The organism is Pseudoflavonifractor sp. HNCC25GI2, from assembly GCF_058136395.1.
Map to the genome: position 1 here is coordinate 220372 of NZ_JBYUOW010000003.1, position 17643 is coordinate 238014.

Consider the following 17643-nt stretch of genomic DNA (forward strand, 5'->3'; position numbering starts at 1 on the left):
CCTTGCGCCGGAGAACGGGGCTGTGCTAAAATAAAGGAACAAATCTGCCCGCCGGCCAGGGGCTGCGGCGGAGGAAAGGATGGCGACAGAGATGAACGAACAGGAGCGCAGCGTACAGTTTCACATCCAGTGTGCCCAGGGCGAGGTGGGGCACTATTGCATTCTGCCCGGGGACCCCGGCCGCTGCAAGGCCATTGCGCAGTATTTTGACAATCCGGTGTATCTGAGGACCAACCGGGAATATGAAATTTGGAACGGCACGCTTCTGGGCGAGCCGGTAAGTGTGGTTTCCACAGGCATCGGCGGTCCCTCTGCGGCCATTGCCATGGAGGAACTGGCCAATTTGGGAACCCATACCTTTGTGCGGGTGGGAACCTGCGGGGGCATTGCCCTGAAGGTGTGCAGCGGTGACGTGGTGGTGGCCACGGGAGCGGTGCGCATGGAGGGAACCAGCCGGGAGTATGCACCGCTGGAGTGGCCCGCTGTCCCCGATTTTCAGGTGGCCAGCGCCCTGACCCAGGCGGCCGGAAGCCTGGGAAAAAAGTGGCACGCCGGCGTGGTGCAGTGCAAGGATTCCTTCTACGGACAGCATTCCCCGGGGCGGATGCCCGTGTCCTATGAGCTGGAGCAGAAATGGGAGGCCTGGAAACGGCTGGGCGTGCTGGCTTCGGAGATGGAATCGGCGGCGCTGTTTGCCGTAGCCGCCAGCCGGGGCGTGCGGTGCGGGTCGGTGTTCCATGTCATCTGGAACCAGGAGCGGGAGGCCGCCGGTCTCGATCAGGAGGAGTCCCACGACACCAGCGCCGCCATCCAGGTTGGGGTGGAGGCTCTGAAGCTGCTCATTGCCCAGGATAAGAACAAATAAAAAAACAGCCGCGGAAGCGGCTGTTTTTTCTTATTACAGGGCTGGGCGCACTCACACGGAATCGAAGGCCGGCAGGGCGTATTTTTCCTTATCCTCCTGAAACAGGCGGTTGAAGTCGTCGGAGCCGCCCTGGTGCAGGTTGTGGAGGTAGGAGTGGATGTCTTCCCGGACCAGGGTGTCCCGCTGGGCATACTGATGGAGGATGCGCACAGCGGCGTTGGAGCAGTGGTCGGAGATGCGCTCCAGATTGATGAGCAGCTCCAGAAATTGGGTGCCCACCTCCACAGTGCAGGTGCCCGCTTTTAGACGCTCCACGTGACGATCCCGCAGAGTGGCCGTGAGGAGATCCACCACCTCCTCCAGCGGCTCTACCTGGAAGGCGGCCCGGGAGTCGTGGAAGCGATAGGCGTTCATCGTCAGATCCAGGGCCTCGCTGATGGCGGAGCACACGGTCTCCAGCTCTTTTTGGGCGATGGGGGAGAATATGAGGTTCTTTTCCTGCACAATGGCAGCAGATTCGGAGAGGTTCACCGCATAGTCGCCGATTCGCTCAAAATCGGACAGGGCATGGAGCAGGTCGGAGACCAAATCGCTGTCCTTGCTGTCCAGGGAATGGCCGGAGAGCTGCACCAGGTACTGGTCCAGCGCCCCCTCCATGTGGTCGATCATGTCCTCCTGTTCGTTGAGCTTTTCCAGCTGCTTTTCGTCGTAGTGGGAGAGAAGTCCCACGGCCAGATGGTAGTTTTCCCGGGCCAGATCGCCCATCTTCACCACCATGGTGCGGGCGCGTTCCAGTGCCACCGAGGGGGTGGACAGGAAACGGGGGTCCAGAACGGTGGACACGGAGTCGGAGCCGGAGTCGGGGATGGTCAGCTCCACCAGCTTAACCAACTGACGATTAAAGGGCAGGAGAAGCAGGGTGCAGGCAATGTTGAACAGGGAATGAAGGTTGGCAATGGAGCCGTAGTCCATGGTGGCATTCCAGAAGGGGAGGGGGAAAACGGAATTGACTCCGTAGAGAACGACCAGGAAAAACACGGTACCGATGACGTTGAAGTACAGGTGGACCGCGGCGGTGCGCTTGGCGTTTTTGGTGGCACCGATGCTGGACAGGATGGCAGTGACGCAGGTGCCGATGTTCTGGCCCATGATGATGGGCATAGCGGTGGCGAAGGTCACCACGCCGGAGGCGGACAGTGCCTGGAGAATGGCCACCGAGGCCGTGGAGCTTTGAATGAGGGCGGTGATGGCGGCGCCAACCGCGATCCCCAGAACGGGGTTGGAGAACCGCAGGAACAGCTGCTGGAAGGACTCCAGCTCTGTGAGAGGAGCCAGGGCGCTTTCCATGGATTTGATGCCGATGAACAAAAGACCCAGGCCGATGAGAATCTGCCCCACGGTTTTTTTCATGCCCTTATTGAAAAAGGAGAAGAGCAGAATGCCCACGAAGGCCAGAATGGGGCCAAGCATTTCCGGTTTGAGCAGGGAGAGAAAAAGGTTTTCGTCCGACAGTCCGCCCAGCCGGAGAATCTGAGCCGTGATGGTGGTGCCGATGTTGGCGCCCATGATGACACCCACCGCCTGCCGGAGCTTCAAGATACCAGCGTTGACAAAGCCAATGCACATGACGGTGGTCGCGGCGGAGGAGTGGACCATGCCGGCCACCACCGCACCCAGCAGCACACCCTTTAAGATGTTGTCGGTCAACCGCTCCAGCATGGATGCCAGCTTTCCGCTGGTCAGCTTTTCCAGACCTGTGGTCATGGTGGACATTCCGAATAAAAAGGTTGCCAGTGCACCCAGCAGGGTGATGACGTCCCGGATATTCAATGCAGCTTCCTCCCTTGGGCCTTCGGACCAGGCGCCTTAACAAAATCTTAATGTGTTAATGAAATTATATAATGAAACAGACGGCGGGGAAAGGCCCATTTGCCCTTTTTGTAAAAAATTTCCGAAAAAAGGATTTTTTTCGGAGTGAATTAAGGAAAAGTGTAAAAGGAAGGGTGAAAAACAGTACTTTTGACAGAAAAAGGAGAAAAATAGTTCTTGTGTTTCCCGGCTGTTGTGGTAAAATGATGTAAATTTACGGCGATTTTTCTGTGTGGTTCCCTGTCTGATGCGCAGCCGGCCCGGCCGTGGATGCGCCAATCAGGATTAAAACAAAAAGGGTGTTGTAATTTGGTTGACTTGTCCGCCGTGCTGGTGGCAAATGGGTTGGGAGCAGCGCTTATGGTGACCCTGCTGCTGAGCGATCGGGAGGTACCCCACAACGTATTTCTGGATGATAAAATCTTTTCGGCCATGTGCCAGCTGACGCTGTGCCTGTGTGTCATCGAAACGGCGGCGTTTTGGGTGGATGGAAAGACCTTTGCCGGTGCGATTGCCTGCTCCAGAATATTGAATGTGCTGCTGTTTGTGGCCAACAGCGCCTTTGCGTTTCTGTGGACGGTCTATGTGGACTACAAGCTGTTTGGCCAGGAGGCCCGTCTGCGCCGCTTTGGTCCGCTTCTGGCCCTTCCCGCGGTTGTGGTACTGGTGATGTCGGTACTCAATTTGTGGATGGATGTGTTTTTTACCATCTCGGCGGAAAACATTTACACCAGGACAACGCTGATGATCCTGCCTTATATCGTTACTTATGGATATCTGATCTATGGTGCGGTCATGGTTCTGCGCTATCAGAACAAGGTAGGAAAGTATCTGTTTATGCCCGTGATGGTTTTCCTGCTGCCGGTTTTTGTGGGCAGTCTGCTGCAGATGCTTTTTTACGGCATTGCCCTTATCTGGGTGTCGGTGGCCTTTGGACTGACGGCGCTTTACATCAATTTACAAAATGAGGTTTCGCTGCTGGACCCCCTGACCAAGCTGTATAACCGCACCTATCTCAACCGCTACCTGAATTCTACGATGCAGCGGAGCGGGACAGAGCGAAAGACCGCGGGGATTATGCTGGACATCAATTCCTTCAAGGAAATCAACGATACCTACGGCCATTCTGAGGGAGATACTGCTCTTCAGCTGGTGGGTCAGTGCCTGATGGATACCGTATCCGGGGCAAATGTGGCAGTGCGGTATGGAGGGGATGAGTTTATTATTATTCTCCGCGTCCGGGAGGAGCGGGAAGTCGAGCAAATGATGGAACGGATTCGGATGCGTATGGCTCAGATCAGCGGAGAGAGTGCACGTCCCTATACCATTACCCTGTCCATGGGAACGGCGCTTTACGATCCTGCCACGGACAACCTGGACCGTTTTCTGGGCCGGATGGACCAGCGCATGTATGAGGCGAAGCGGAGCTATTATTCCGGGACCAAGAACCGCCGGAGACGCGGGGAGTACCGGGAAGAGAGCGCAACCTGAGGGCAGGGGGCGCACTGGATGGAGCCGGGAAGAATCCTAGAAGGGCATTGACAAATTCCGATCCTTTCGGTATACTGAACTGGACATGTGATATGAGTTTTGTACAGAGTATCCATGCAAATATTTCTTCTGACCACCCTTTGGGTTAAAGGCCATACGGACAGCCGGGTCAACTGCCGAAGGCAACTGAGATGTTGCCATTATTGATTGAGTTAAAAGCTCAATTTTATAAGTTGGTTCTTTACACTGTGGGGGGCGCGGCCCTCTGTGGAACCATGCATCAACTTGTAAAACGGTCAATAAAGAGTAGTAAAAGTAAGTATTTGCTATATAGACTCTGTATAAAGCGGAAGAGCGCGCAGGGCCATGACCTGGGGGCGCAAGAGGGGAATTGTCCCCTTGTATGCGTCGAAAAAGGGAGGTGGCACGGGAACGATGCGCGGCTTTCAAGGGAACGTTTTACAGGTAATGTGTGGACCACACATTACCTGTTTTTTTGATCCGGCCGCCGGGGAATGGTCCGGGGCTGTGGGAGGAATGGTGGAAATGGGAGACAAACTGAGACTGTACGGCTTCAATAACCTGACCAAGGCACTGAGCTTCAACATTTACGACGTATGCTACGCAAAGTCTGCCCGGGAGCAGCGGGACTACATCGCCTATATTGACGAGCAGTATAACTCTGAGCGTCTGACCAGTATCCTCACCAACCTAACCGACATGATTGGGGCCAAGGTGCTGAACATTGCCAAGCAGGACTACGAGCCTCAGGGGGCCTCTGTGACCATTCTCATCGCCGAGGGCTCTATGATCCCTGCGGGGAAGACCCAGCTGGCTCATTTGGACAAGAGCCATGTGACGGTGCATACCTACCCGGAGTACCATCCGGAGACCAGCCTGGCCACCTTCCGGGTGGATATCGACGTAGCTACCTGCGGGGAGATCACCCCCCTGTCCACCCTGGACTACCTCATCGGGTCCTTTGATTCGGATATCATCACCATGGACTACCGGGTGCGGGGTTTTACCCGGGACCTGAGCGGCAAAAAGCTGTTCATGGACCACACCGTCACCTCTATCCAGGACTATATCAACCCCGAGACCCTGCGCCGCTACGACGCGGTGGACATCAACGTCTACGGGGCCAACCTGTTTCATACCAAGATGATGGTCAAGGACATTGACCTTCAGAACTACCTCTTTAAGACCGACGTGTACGAACTCCCGCCTCAGACCCGGCTGGAGATCATGAACAACCTGCGCCGGGAGATGATTGAGATTTTCAGCGGCCGCAATATCTACTGAGGAGAGGACCAAACATGAAGGAGCTGGACCAGACCAGGGCGCCCATCTATGAGGCTCTGGAGGAGTTTCGAAAAATGCGGGTGGTGCCCTTTGACGTCCCCGGCCACAAGCGGGGACGGGGTAATCCGGAGCTCGCCCGCCTGCTGGGGGAGACCTGCGTCAGCATGGACGTGAACTCCATGAAGCCGCTGGACAACCTGTGCCACCCGGTGTCGGTCATCCGGGAGGCGGAGGAGCTGGCGGCGGAGGCCTTCGGGGCCGCCCACGCCTTTCTCATGGTGGGAGGTACCACCAGCGCCGTGCAGAGCATGGTGCTGTCGGTGGTGAAGCGGGGTGAGAAGATCATTCTGCCCCGCAACGTCCACCGCAGTGTTATGGGAGCACTGGTGCTGTGCGGAGCCATTCCGGTCTATGTAAACCCGGAGTGCGACGACCGGCTGGGCATCCCCCTGGGTATGCGCCTGGAGGAGGTGGAGCGGGCCATCCGGGAGAATCCCGAGGCCAAGGCCGTGCTGGTGAATAACCCCACCTACTACGGTATCTGCTCCGACCTGCGGGGCATTGTGGAGCTGGCCCACCGGCACGGCATGCTGTGTCTGGCCGACGAGGCTCACGGCACCCACTTCTACTTCCACGAGGACCTGCCCGTCTCCGCCATGGAGGCGGGGGCGGATATGGCTGCGGTGTCCATGCACAAGTCGGGGGGCAGCCTCACCCAGAGCAGCCTCCTGCTCACCGGACCCGCCGTCCATCCGGGCTACGTCCACCAGATCATTAACCTGACCCAGACCACCAGCGCCTCCTATCTGCTGCTCAGCAGCTTGGATATTGCCCGGCGCAACCTGGCTCTTCGGGGCCGGGCGGAGTTTGGCCGGGTCATGGATATGGCCCGGTACGCCCGGGCGGAGATCAACGCCATCGGCGGCTATTACGCCTTTGGGCGGGAGCTCATCAACGGGGGCAGCGTCTACGACTTTGATGAGACCAAGCTGTCGGTGAACACCCTGGATGTGGGCCTGGCCGGCATTGAGGTCTATGACCTTCTCCGGGACGAGTACGACATTCAGATCGAGTTCGGCGATCTGGGCAACATTCTGGCCTACCTGTCCATCGGAGACCGGCCCCGGGAGATCGAGCGGCTGGTGTCCGCCCTCAGCGAGGTGCGCCGCCGCTTCGGCAAGAGCAAGGCGGGGCTCATGCGCCAGGAGTACATCGAGCCCCAGGTGGATGTCTCTCCCCAGGACGCCTTCTACGCGGACAAGGAATCCCTGCCCATTGACGAGACAGAGGGCCGGGTGTGCAGTGAGTTTGTCATGTGCTATCCCCCGGGCATCCCCATTCTGGCCCCCGGCGAGCGGATTACCCGGCAGATTCTGGACTACATCCACTACGCCAAGGCCAAGGGCTGTTCCATGACCGGGCCGGAGGACGCGGACATCCTCCGTCTGAACGTATTGAAAGGAGCGATTTGACCCACTATGGATCTCTGGTTTTCCGAGGCCCACTCCCCCGACGTGAAGCTGTCCATCCGGGTGGACAAGCAGCTTTACAGCGGACAGAGTGAGTTTCAGCGCATTGACGTGTTCCACTCCCCGGAGTTTGGCCGCTTCCTCACCCTGGACGGCTATATGATGCTCACCGAGAAGGACGAGTTTATCTACCACGAGATGATCACCCACCCCGCCATGGCGGTCCACCCTCATGTGCGGGACGTGCTGGTCATCGGAGCGGGAGACGGGGGCGTCATCCGGGAGCTGTGCCGTTATGACGACGTGGAGCACATCGACATGGTGGAGATCGACCCCCAGGTGGTGGAGGTGTGCCGGGAGTACCTGCCCAAGACCACCTGTTCCCTGGACGATCCCCGGGTGTCCATCCACTACGAGGATGGGCTGAAGTTTATCCGCCGGAAGGTGGACTGTTACGACCTCATCATCGTGGACTCCACCGACCCCTTCGGCCCCGGCGAGGGCCTCTTTACCCGGGAGTTCTACGGCAACTGTTCCAAGGCCTTGCGGGAGGACGGAATCATGGTCAATCAGCATGAGAGTCCCTTCTACGACGAGGACGCGGTGGCCTGCCAGCGGGCCCATAAGCGGATTGTGGAGTCCTTCCCCATCGCCAAGGTGTACCAGGCCCATATTCCCACCTATCCCTCCGGCCACTGGCTCTTCGGCTTTGCCAGCAAGAAGTACCACCCCCTGCGGGATCTGGATGAGAAGCGGTGGAACGAGCGGAAGCTGCCCTGCTGGTACTACACCACCACCCTGCACAAGGGAGCCTTTTATATCCCTGCCTATGTAGAGGAGTTATTAAGACATGTTGAAGCCGCAGATTGATGTTTATATGGGCTGCGACGCCCCCTGGGAGGAGGCGGAGACGGTGCTCTTCGGAGCGCCCTTTGACTCCACCACCTCCAACCGCCCCGGCACCCGCTTCGGCCCCTCCGCCCTGCGGCGGGAGTCCTACGGCCTGGAGCTTTACAGTCCATACCAGGACAAGGACCTCTCCGACTGCGCCGTGCTGGACAGCGGGGACCTGGAGTTGCCTATGGGCAGCTCGGCCCTGGCTCTGGAGGAGATTGAGGCCCGGGCGGCGGAGATCCTCTCCGCCGGTAAGCGGCCCTTCCTGCTGGGCGGGGAGCATCTGGTGACCCTGGGTGCCTTCCGGGCCGTGTTCAAGCAGTACCCCGACGTGCATATCATCCATTTTGACGCCCACGCCGACCTGCGCCAGGAGTACCTGGGGGTGGAGCTCTCCCACGCCTGCGTGCTGCGCCGGTGCTGGGACCTCACGGGAGACGGGCGCATTTTCCAGTTCGGCATCCGCTCCGGGGACCGCTCTGAGTGGCAGTGGGGACGGGACCATGTGTCCACCCACCCCTTTGATCTGGAGGGCTTGGAAGAACGGGTGAACGCCCTTGGCGACAAGCCTGTTTACTTTACGGTGGATTTGGACGTGCTGGACCCCTCGGTCTTCCCGGGCACCGGTACGCCGGAGCCTGGCGGGGTGTCCTTTGAGGCGCTGCGGCGGGCAGTAACCCTGGTTTGCAGCCGCTGCAACGTGGTAGGCTGCGATGTCAACGAGCTTTCGCCCCCCTATGACCCCAGCGGCGTGTCCAACGCCGTGGCGGCCAAGGTCGTGCGGGAAATGCTGCTAGCTCTGGATGCAAGTAAAAACACTTCACATTAAAATATGGGAGGAATTGGAAAATGGCAAAGGTTTTAATCATTGGCTGCGGCGGTGTGGCCGGGGTGGCCATCCACAAGTGCTGCCAGAACAGCGAGGTATTTGAGGAGATCTGCATCGCCAGCCGCACGGTGAGCAAGTGCGAGGCCGTGAAGGCTCAGCTGGAGGGCAAGACCAAGACTAAAATCACCACCGCCCAGGTGGACGCCGACAAGGTGGAGGAAGTGGTGGCCCTCATCAAGAAGGTGCAGCCCGACCTGGTGATGAACATCGCCCTGCCCTATCAGGACCTGACCATCATGGACGCCTGCCTGGAGTGCGGCGTCAACTACATGGACACCGCCAACTACGAGCCCGAGGACATCGACGACCCGGAGTGGCGCGCCGTCTATGAGAAGCGGTGCAAGGAGGAGGGCTTCTCCGCCTACTTCGACTACTCCTGGCAGTGGGCCTACAAGGAGAAGTTTGAGAAGGCCGGCCTCACCGCCCTCCTGGGCTCCGGCTTCGACCCGGGCGTCACCCAGGCCTACTGCGCCTACGCCCAGAAGCACCTCTTCGACCAGATCGACACCATCGACATTCTGGACTGCAACGGCGGCGACCACGGCTATCCCTTCGCCACCAACTTCAACCCCGAGATTAACCTCCGTGAGGTGTCCGCCCCCGGCTCCTACTGGGAGAACGGCCACTGGGTGGAGATCCCTCCCATGTCCATCAAGCGGGAGTATAACTTTGACCAGGTGGGGGAGAAGGATATGTACCTTCTGCACCACGAGGAGATCGAGTCCCTGGCCAAGAACATCCCCGGGGTGAAGCGCATCCGCTTCTTCATGACCTTCGGCCAGAGCTACCTCACCCACATGAAGTGTCTGGAGAATGTGGGCATGCTGTCCACCACTCCCATTGACTACGAGGGTCACCAGATTGTGCCCATCCAGTTCCTGAAGGCCCTGCTGCCCGATCCCGCCTCTCTGGGTCCCCGCACCGTGGGCAAGACCAACATCGGCTGCATCTTCACAGGCAAGAAGGACGGCAAGGAGAAGAAGGCCTATATCTACAACGTCTGTGACCACCAGGAGTGCTACAAGGAAGTGGGCTCCCAGGCCATCAGCTACACCACCGGCGTGCCCGCCATGATCGGCGCCATGATGCTGGTGACCGGCCAGTGGAACAAGCCCGGCGTCTACACCGTGGAGGAGTTTGATCCCGATCCCTACATGGAGGCCCTGAACAAGTGGGGTCTGCCCTGGCAGATCGAGGACAACCCGGTACTGGTGGACTGAGGCATGGAGCAGCTGCGCACCCCCTATTTTCTGGTGGATGAGACTTTGCTCCGCCGGAATCTGGAGATTTTGAAGGACGTGCAGGAGCGGGCGGGCTGTAAGATCCTTTTGGCTCAGAAGGCCTTCTCCATGTTCGTCTGCTACCCTCTGATTTCGGAGTACCTCTCCGGTACCACCGCCAGCGGCCTCTACGAGGCCCAACTGGGCCGGGAGCACTTCCCAGGTGAGGTCCATGTGTACTCCCCCGCCTACCGGGAGGAGGAGTTCGGGGAACTTCTCCAGTACGCCGACCACTTTGTCTTTAATTCCACCAAGCAGCTGGAGAAGTACGCTGCCCGCGCCCGGGCAGCGGGCAAGCAGGTGGGACTGCGGATAAACCCGGAGTGCTCCACCCAGGAGGGCCACGCCATCTACGACCCCTGTGCCCCCGGCTCCCGGCTGGGTACCACGTTGGAGAATTTCCGGCCCGAGCAGCTCTGCCTGCTGGACGGCCTTCACTTCCACACCCTGTGTGAGCAGAACTCCGATGACCTGGAGACGACCCTCCGGGCCTTTGAGGAGAAGTTCGGCCCCTACCTCAAGGGGCTTAAATGGCTCAACCTGGGGGGCGGCCACCACATTACCCGGGCGGACTACGACCGGGAGAAGCTCGTCTCCCTGGTAAAGGGCCTGCGGGAGAAGTACGGAGTGGAGGTCTACCTGGAGCCCGGGGAGGCAGTGGTCCTGAACGCCGGCTTCCTGGTCACCTCCGTGCTGGAGACCCTCCACAACGGCATGGATATCGCCATTCTGGACACCTCCGCCGCCTGCCACATGCCCGACGTGCTGGAGATGCCCTACCGCCCGCCGCTTAAAGACAGCGGCCAGCCGGGGGAGATGGCCTGTACCTACCGCCTTGGAGGCCCCACCTGCCTGGCGGGGGATATTATTGGGGACTACTCCTTCGACCAGCCCCTTCAGGAGGGGGACACCCTGGTCTTTGAGGATATGGCCCTCTACACTATGGTGAAAACCAATACCTTCAACGGCATGCCTCTGCCCGCCATTGTTTGGCGCAATACGGCAGGGGAACTGAGCGTTGTCCGGCAGTTTGGCTACCGGGACTTTAAGGGACGTCTGTCCTGAACGATGTTTCATAAAAACCGGTGGACCTTCCGTTTGGGGGTCCACCGGTTTTTTACAAGATAAAATTATGAAGTAAACTTCAGAATTTTCTTGACATGAGAAAGACACCGTGATAACATGAAGCTAACTTCATAAGAAGTTTACTTCACATATTGAGAGGCGGTGGGCTATGAAGACCAGAGTGAAAGAATTGCGTACCGCGGCAAAGCTGACCCAGCAGCAGCTGGCGGAGCTGGTTCATGTCTCTGCCCGGACCATTATTTCCATTGAAAAGGAACAGTACAGCCCCTCCCTGATGCTGGCCTACCGCATGGCCCAGGTCTTCGATGTGACCATAGAGGAACTGTGCTGTCTGAAAGAGAACAAGGAACTGGAGGATCAACAGTATGAAAATTTATAATCGGAAAGGATTTGCGTGGGGGCTGTTGTGGACGGCCTTGAGCGGCTGGCTGCTGATCCACTCGGTCCTGGCGCCGGAACCGGAGCCGGAAAAGCAAATCAAGAACATCGTGGTGGGGATTATCCTGCTGCTGGTGGGATTGAACGGGCTAAGCCGGGCGTTCTCTCGAAAGGCGTCCCGGGAGGACTACATTGAAGAGAAGGATGAGCGGAATCAGCTCCTGGCCCTGAAGGTAAAGGCCAGAACCCTGGATGTGATGATGGTGGCCATCTGCATTCTGGTGGTGGCAGGCGTGGCGGGATATATCCTCACGGGAAAACTTGAATGGTCATGCCTGGCTTTCGGCCCCTTCCTGCTGACGGGGGTCTATTGGATTTCGGAAGTGGTCATTTCTGTGCATTATGAGCGTCACAGCTGAGCAGAACGCATCCAGTCTTATAACAGATAAATTGCGCCGGGAACCAAGCTGGTTCCCGGCGCAATTTGTTGTTTATGAATGTACGCTTTGTTCCTCAATATGGGAAGGGGACTTCCGCCGGCGGCAAATCAGCCAGACTGCCGCCAGCAGAGCGGCAAGCCCGGCCCCACCCAACACAAAGACCAGGGGGGAGAGGCCGCCCTCATCCAGCAGGACCACCTGCCCCTGGACCGGGGCCTCCAGTACCAGATAGCTTCCGTCCAGCGTACTCTCGGCCCGGACCCAGGAACCGTCCTGATACAGGGCCGCCGCAGGATGCTCCGCGCCGTCCGTGCGCAGGCGCAGCGTGACCGTGTCCGACTGGCTTCCGGTGACGGTGTAGTTCCAGGCGGACACCGGCTGGGCGTCCACAGCGTCCCGGCCGGGGAGCTCAGCCTGGGTAACGGTCAGGGCCGCGTCCGGGGCAAAGGTCCCCTCCACCAGCAGCTGGGCCACGCCTTCCCGGTCAGCCAGAGTGGAGGTTGGGGACGCAAACTGTGCCTCAATCACCCGGGAGCGGCGAAGATTCGTTGCGGGGAATTGGGGCCACTGGCCGAATTCTCCATTTCGCTCCGGGGCCTGGGGTACCTTCGTGAGGTCCAGGTCGGCCCCGTAGGCAAAGGGGACCTCGGCCACAATCTTACCGTCCACCTTGAATTGATAGGAGAAGGTGAGAAAATCCTCCGGAATGCCGGACAACTGGGAGAAGGCATCGAAATCAAGCCCCTGGGCCAGTCCGGCCCGGTCCACACTGTCCAGCCCGGCCAAATCCTCAAAGAGATAGAAATTGTCGCTCAGATCGCCTTCCGCCTGGCCGGCAATGGCACCCAGGTACTCGCCCTGGCTGTCCGCCTGTACCATGCTTCGGCAGCCGCTGATGTCCTGACCCAATCCAGCGATGCCGCCCAGCCAGCTCTCGCCGGTGAGGTCCACCAGAGCGGCGCACCGGAGAATCTTGCCCCGGGTCCGTCCGGCAATGCCGGCGCAGTAGTCGCCGGTTACCTCCACACTGCCCCGGGCGGCGCAGTCCAGAATGGCGCCTACCTCACAGCGTCCGGCCACGCCGCCGCCGCACTCGTTCTTTACCGTCACGCCGCCGTCAAAGCGGCAGTCCCGGACCACGCAGCGCAGGGTAGCGTACACGTCGCTCAGCAGCTCCAGGTCTCCGAAGTCGAAGGTGGCCTCCGGATCGTCCCCCAGCTCTGGGGCGGCGGTGCCGATAATGCCTCCCACGTTGGTGTCACCGCTGACCTGAGCGGTACAGGTGCACTCGGCGATGAGGCCGGGCCCCTCCTCCACCTGGTCGGTGTCGGTGACGGTGAGCTCCGGCTCCTTCCCCAGATCCGCCACAGCCTGACGGACCTCCTCCAGCCGGTCCAGCATGGCCTGACTGGAGCTGTGGATGGCCTGACGGTCTTCCTTGGCCCACTGGGTCATCTGGTCGGCCTGATTCTGGATGACGGTGAGCTGAGCGTCAATCTCATCCGCCGCATCCTGCACCTGATTGCCCAGGGTGTCGGTGTAATCTTTCAGCAATGTCCGGATTTGCTCGGAGCCCTGACTGATGGCATCCAGATCGTTCTGGACGTCTTTGGAGAGAACGGACCACAGGTCCAGCAGGGTGTCCAGCGCATCATAGAGCTTGGACAGGCGCTTATCCATGTCCTTCCCTGTGTCCTTCATGGAGCTGGAGAGACGGTCGTAAATCTCCGACCACTGCTTGGGCAGCTGAGTGGCCAGCTGTGCAATCTCTTGGTTGGCAGCGGAGATGGCACTGAGATGTTCACTGAGACTGAGGTTAGGGAAGGGGAGCTGAAGGGCCTCGTCATACCGGCCCTCTGCCACCAGCGCGGCAACCTGAGCGATATAATCGTTCAGCTGATCCAGTTCTTGCTCCAAGGCCTGGCGGTGGGTACGAATGATCTGCAGCTGGGCGCGAATATCGGATAGCGTGCGCTCCATGACGGAAATGGAATCCTGAATTCCCGCATCTGCCTGGGAGAACAGCGTCTGCAAATCATCCAGCAGTTGGTCGGACTGATCCAAAACCGTCTGCAGTTCTTTCTCCGCGTCCTGATTGAACTGATCCAGACGATTGCTCAGGTGAGTCAGATTGTCGTGAATGGAGGTCGTGTAGTCATAAAGCTTGTCGGACATGGCCTGGAAATCAGCGTGGCCCTGACTGCCGGTGGAGTGGGTTTTGTCCTGAATGGCGGTGAGGGCATCGTGGATGACCTGGGCGTCCTCGATGCCACGGCCGGCCATGGCATCCAGCGTGTTGGTGAGATTGCTGAGTTCGTCCAACAGGCCGCCCAGACTGTCACTGAGAGCCTGGGTGGGGGAGTCGCTGTAGGTGAGGGTGGTGCTGGGCTCAAACTGGCCCACAATGCCGCCCACATCCTTTCGTCCCTGGATCAGGCCGGTATTGGAACAGCGGAGGATTTCCCCCGACTGCAGCCCGGCAATGCCCCCCATGTTGTAGCCCAGATGGGAGTAGCCCACCACGCCGGAGTTGGAGCAGTCCCGGATGGTGCCTCTGGACAGCCCGGCGATACCGCCCACGTTGGTGGGAATATCCTGGTTGGCCTGGGGATTGATAGAGCCGGAATTGGAGCAGGTATCCAGAGTGCCCAGGTTCTGCCCGGCAATGCCGCCGGCGTTGGTGACACCGGTGACCTGGGCGTTGCTGGAACAGGCCAGGAGGAGACCTTCTTCTCCGTTCAGACCCACAAGACCGCCCACATCCTCCTGCCCGGACACAGTGCCCTGGGCCGAGCAGCGACGGATGGTGCCGTAGTTCTCTCCGGCCAGAAGACCAACGGAGGAGGCGGTACCCTGAGGCTCCAGGGTGCCCGTCACCGTCAGGTCCTCCACCACAGCGCTCTGGGTGAGGGTGCGGAACAGGCCGATTTTGGAGCCCTTCTGGCTGCAAAACACACCGGAAATGGTGTGCCCGTTGCCGTGGAAGGTGCCCTGAAAGATGGGAACAGGGGTGCTGCCGCTGTCAGACAGGTCCAGGTCGGCGTTCAGCTCCACAGTCATCCCCTGGGACCACACGTCCCGGGTGCTCAGGCGGACAAATTCCGCCCAATCCTCCGGGAAGTTGATGGTAAATACCGCTCCCTCCGCCGCCGCGGGCAGAGTGAGGGAGGTGAGAAGGGCCAGACAGGTCAGCAGGGCCCAAAGACGCTTGGCGCGGTTCATGGTGTGTCGTCCTCCTGTTCTCCCGGGAGCTTCCGCTCCTGGTACTTGCTCTCGATGAGGGCGTCCACGCTGCCGTGGAGCACGCCCTTGAATTCGCCGTCCACGAAGCCGGAGACATGGCCCCGGATGTGGCCGTCCAAACGCATGGTGCCCTTGTTGAACCGCTGGGCCCGGTCGCGGTTGAGGGTGATGGCGGTGCGCTCGATGAGGGCGTCGCCCAGCATCAGCAGCTGGGGCAGCACGGTCATGACCAGAGCGATGGAGGTGACGGTGCCCCGGCCCAGGGTCTGGCCCACCGAGCCGATGGTGGCGTCGGTGGAGATGCCGCCGATGAGGAAGCCGGCCACTGCCATGATGGTACCCGAGGTGAGAATGGTGGGGAAGCTCTGGCTCAGGGCCTCCACTGCCGCCTGCTTCCGGTCCATGAGGGGTTTCAGCTCCAGATAGCGGTTGGTGATGACGATGGCGTAGTCGATGGTGGCGCCCATCTGGATGGAGCTGACCACCAGGTAGCTCAGGAAGAAGAGGTTGGTGCCGGTGAGTACGGGCACCGAGAAGTTAATCCAGATGGAGCCCTGGATGGTAAGGACCAGCAGAATGGGCAGGCCCGCGGACTTGAAGGTGAAGAGCAGAATCACCATGACAAACAGGGCGGTGAGAATGCTGATCTTCATGTTGTCCCCGGAGAAGGAGCTGGCCAGGTCAAAGGCATTGGTGGAGTTGCCCACCAGGATCACCTGGTCCCCATAGTAGTCCTGGGCAATGGCCCGGATCTCATCCAGCAGGGCGTAGGTGTCATCCCCCTCGGTGGGGACGTCGGCCACAAAGACCAGACGGGACCAATTTTCGCCCCGCAGCTGCTCCAGACCGATGTCCAGCTGCTCCCGCAGGTCCTCCACCTGTTCCTCCTGATCCGCTGTGAGGCTGACCACGCCCTTGTCCTTCTGCTCCAGAAGGAACTCGAATACGTCGATGAGGGGGACGGAGTAGTCATCCGGATTTTGGAAGATGGCTCCGTACTCCTCTACGCTGAGGCCGTAGGCCTGGTAAAGAAGCCGGGAAAGCTCAATGTCCACCCCGGCCAGCTCGGAGAACTGCCTTGGGTTCATCTGGTCGGTGAGCATCCAGCCGTCCTCCACCTCCTGGTTGGCAAGGCCGGTGGCCTGGGAGACCTGGGGGAGCTGGGATACCCGTTCCAGAATAAGCCCTTCCTTTGTATAGTCGCCCCGGGGAACCAGTACGGCGATGGTGTTCTTCTGGCCGAAGGTGTCGGCCACCTTCTCGTCGGCAATGCGCCAGTCGGGCTTGTTGTCGAAGTCGGTGTCGTTGGCGTCAAAGACGTAGTCACAGTGGGAGGACAGTACCGCCCCTACGACCACAACCACCAGGAAGATGGGGGGAAGAACATAGCGCAGCCGGACCACCGCTCTGCCCCAGAAGTTGATTTTGGGCACCAGATTACGGTGGCGGGTGCGGTCGATGGGCTTGCTGAAGAGCATCAGCAGGCCGGGCATCAGGAGAAAGACGCACAGCATGGAGTACACAATGCCCTTGGACAGGACGATGCCCATGTCAAAGCCGATGCGCAGCTGCATAAGCATCAGGGCCACCAGGCCGGAGATAGTGGTGAGGCTGGAGGAGGAGATCTCCACAATGGCCTTGCTCAGGGCGGCGATGTCGGCCTCCCGGGGCTCCAGTCCGTTGTCGCGCTCCTCCATGTACCGGTGGCAGAAGATGATGGCATAGTCGATGGCCAGGGCCAGCTGCAGCACCACGGCTATGGAGTTGGTGATGAAGGAGATGGTGCCGAAGATAAAGTTGGTGCCCATGTTCAGAATGGCGGCCGCCACAAAGACGATGAGATAAACGGGCACCTCCATGTAGCTTTTGGAGGTGAACAGCAGCACCACCACAATGACCACTGCGGCGATGGCCAGGATGACCGTCATCTCCTTCTGGAGGCTGGCGGACTCATCCCGACCAATCTGGGTAGAGGAATAGACATCATAGCCATCCAGCACCTGAAGGACCTGGTTCAGAGCGGCCTCAGTATCCGGATCACTCTCCTCCTTGTCGAAGGAGACGGCAAAGAGCGAGGAGGAGTCCTTGTAGTGGGCGTCGGTGTCATCAAATTCCACTTGGGAGACTCCGGGTACCTCGGCAATCTGCTCCGACAGGTCCAGAGCAGTCTCATAAGAGACGTTGGACACCATAATGTTAGCGGTGCCCAGAGTGATGAATTCCTCCTCCATAATGGTAAGACCCCGGCGGGTCTCGGTCTGGGCGGGGAGGTAGGAGGTGATGTCGTTGTTCACCTGTACCTTGTTGATGGAGGCGGCGGAGAAGAGAACCGCCGCAATAAAAATCAGATAGAAGGCCTTCCGTTTGTCCACAATGAAGCGGGCCAGCTTGGTCATGGGACTCTCGGTGCGGGTTTCCTGGGTCATGGGGTACA

The 17643-nt window shown here is 59.5% G+C and carries 13 protein-coding genes; 10 read left to right on the forward strand and 3 right to left on the reverse strand.

The window, feature by feature from the left end:
- The first annotated feature begins 91 nt into the window (after positions 1-91).
- Positions 92-865, forward strand: coding sequence for a uridine phosphorylase (udp, locus tag AC3YUO_RS05955; RefSeq protein WP_489962231.1), 774 nt, complete (start codon positions 92-94; stop codon positions 863-865).
- 51 nt (positions 866-916) lie between these two features.
- On the opposite strand, the gene AC3YUO_RS05960 is transcribed toward udp, so the two are convergent.
- Entirely contained in the window at positions 917-2695 is a 1779-nt protein-coding gene (locus AC3YUO_RS05960; protein WP_489962116.1) for a Na/Pi cotransporter family protein, read from the reverse strand.
- Positions 2696-3043: 348 nt separating this feature from the next.
- Here AC3YUO_RS05960 and AC3YUO_RS05965 point away from each other — a divergent pair, with 348 nt between their 5' ends.
- From AC3YUO_RS05965 to AC3YUO_RS06005, 9 genes are all read left to right on the forward strand, one after another.
- Positions 3044-4225 (forward strand): GGDEF domain-containing protein, encoded by a 1182-nt coding sequence (locus AC3YUO_RS05965; RefSeq protein ID WP_489962117.1) that lies wholly within the window; start codon positions 3044-3046, stop codon positions 4223-4225.
- 546 nt (positions 4226-4771) lie between these two features.
- A complete protein-coding gene (speD, locus tag AC3YUO_RS05970) occupies positions 4772-5530 on the forward strand; it encodes an adenosylmethionine decarboxylase (protein ID WP_118642594.1) in 759 nt (252 codons plus the stop codon).
- A gap of 14 nt (positions 5531-5544) precedes the next feature.
- On the forward strand, positions 5545-7002 hold the full coding sequence (locus tag AC3YUO_RS05975; protein ID WP_489962118.1) for an aminotransferase class I/II-fold pyridoxal phosphate-dependent enzyme: 1458 nt from the start codon (positions 5545-5547) through the stop codon (positions 7000-7002).
- Between the two features lie 6 nt (positions 7003-7008).
- Positions 7009-7869, forward strand: a complete 861-nt coding sequence (gene speE / locus AC3YUO_RS05980; RefSeq protein ID WP_118642235.1) for a polyamine aminopropyltransferase — start codon at positions 7009-7011, stop codon at positions 7867-7869.
- The gene (gene speB, locus AC3YUO_RS05985; RefSeq protein ID WP_489962119.1) at positions 7850-8722 is read left to right on the forward strand and encodes an agmatinase; all 873 of its coding nucleotides are present in this window, start codon (positions 7850-7852) and stop codon (positions 8720-8722) included. The genes speE and speB overlap by 20 nt, the downstream gene beginning before the upstream one ends.
- 20 nt (positions 8723-8742) lie before the next feature.
- The gene (locus AC3YUO_RS05990) at positions 8743-10002 is read left to right on the forward strand and encodes a saccharopine dehydrogenase family protein (protein ID WP_489962120.1); all 1260 of its coding nucleotides are present in this window, start codon (positions 8743-8745) and stop codon (positions 10000-10002) included.
- 3 nt (positions 10003-10005) lie between these two features.
- A complete protein-coding gene (gene nspC / locus AC3YUO_RS05995) occupies positions 10006-11127 on the forward strand; it encodes a carboxynorspermidine decarboxylase (protein WP_489962121.1) in 1122 nt (373 codons plus the stop codon).
- A gap of 169 nt (positions 11128-11296) precedes the next feature.
- A complete protein-coding gene (locus AC3YUO_RS06000; protein WP_489962122.1) occupies positions 11297-11527 on the forward strand; it encodes a helix-turn-helix transcriptional regulator in 231 nt (76 codons plus the stop codon).
- Positions 11514-11945 carry a hypothetical protein gene (locus tag AC3YUO_RS06005; protein WP_489962123.1) on the forward strand — a complete coding sequence of 144 codons (432 nt, stop codon included), beginning with the start codon at positions 11514-11516 and terminating at the stop codon, positions 11943-11945. The genes AC3YUO_RS06000 and AC3YUO_RS06005 overlap by 14 nt, the downstream gene beginning before the upstream one ends.
- Before the next feature lie 72 nt (positions 11946-12017).
- Here AC3YUO_RS06005 and AC3YUO_RS06010 read toward each other — a convergent pair whose 3' ends face one another.
- Entirely contained in the window at positions 12018-15188 is a 3171-nt protein-coding gene (locus AC3YUO_RS06010; RefSeq protein WP_489962124.1) for a GLUG motif-containing protein, read from the reverse strand.
- Positions 15185-17635, reverse strand: a complete 2451-nt coding sequence (locus AC3YUO_RS06015; RefSeq protein ID WP_489962125.1) for an efflux RND transporter permease subunit — start codon at positions 17633-17635, stop codon at positions 15185-15187. Before AC3YUO_RS06015 ends, AC3YUO_RS06010 begins: the two co-directional genes overlap by 4 nt.
- Positions 17636-17643: the final 8 nt, after the last annotated feature.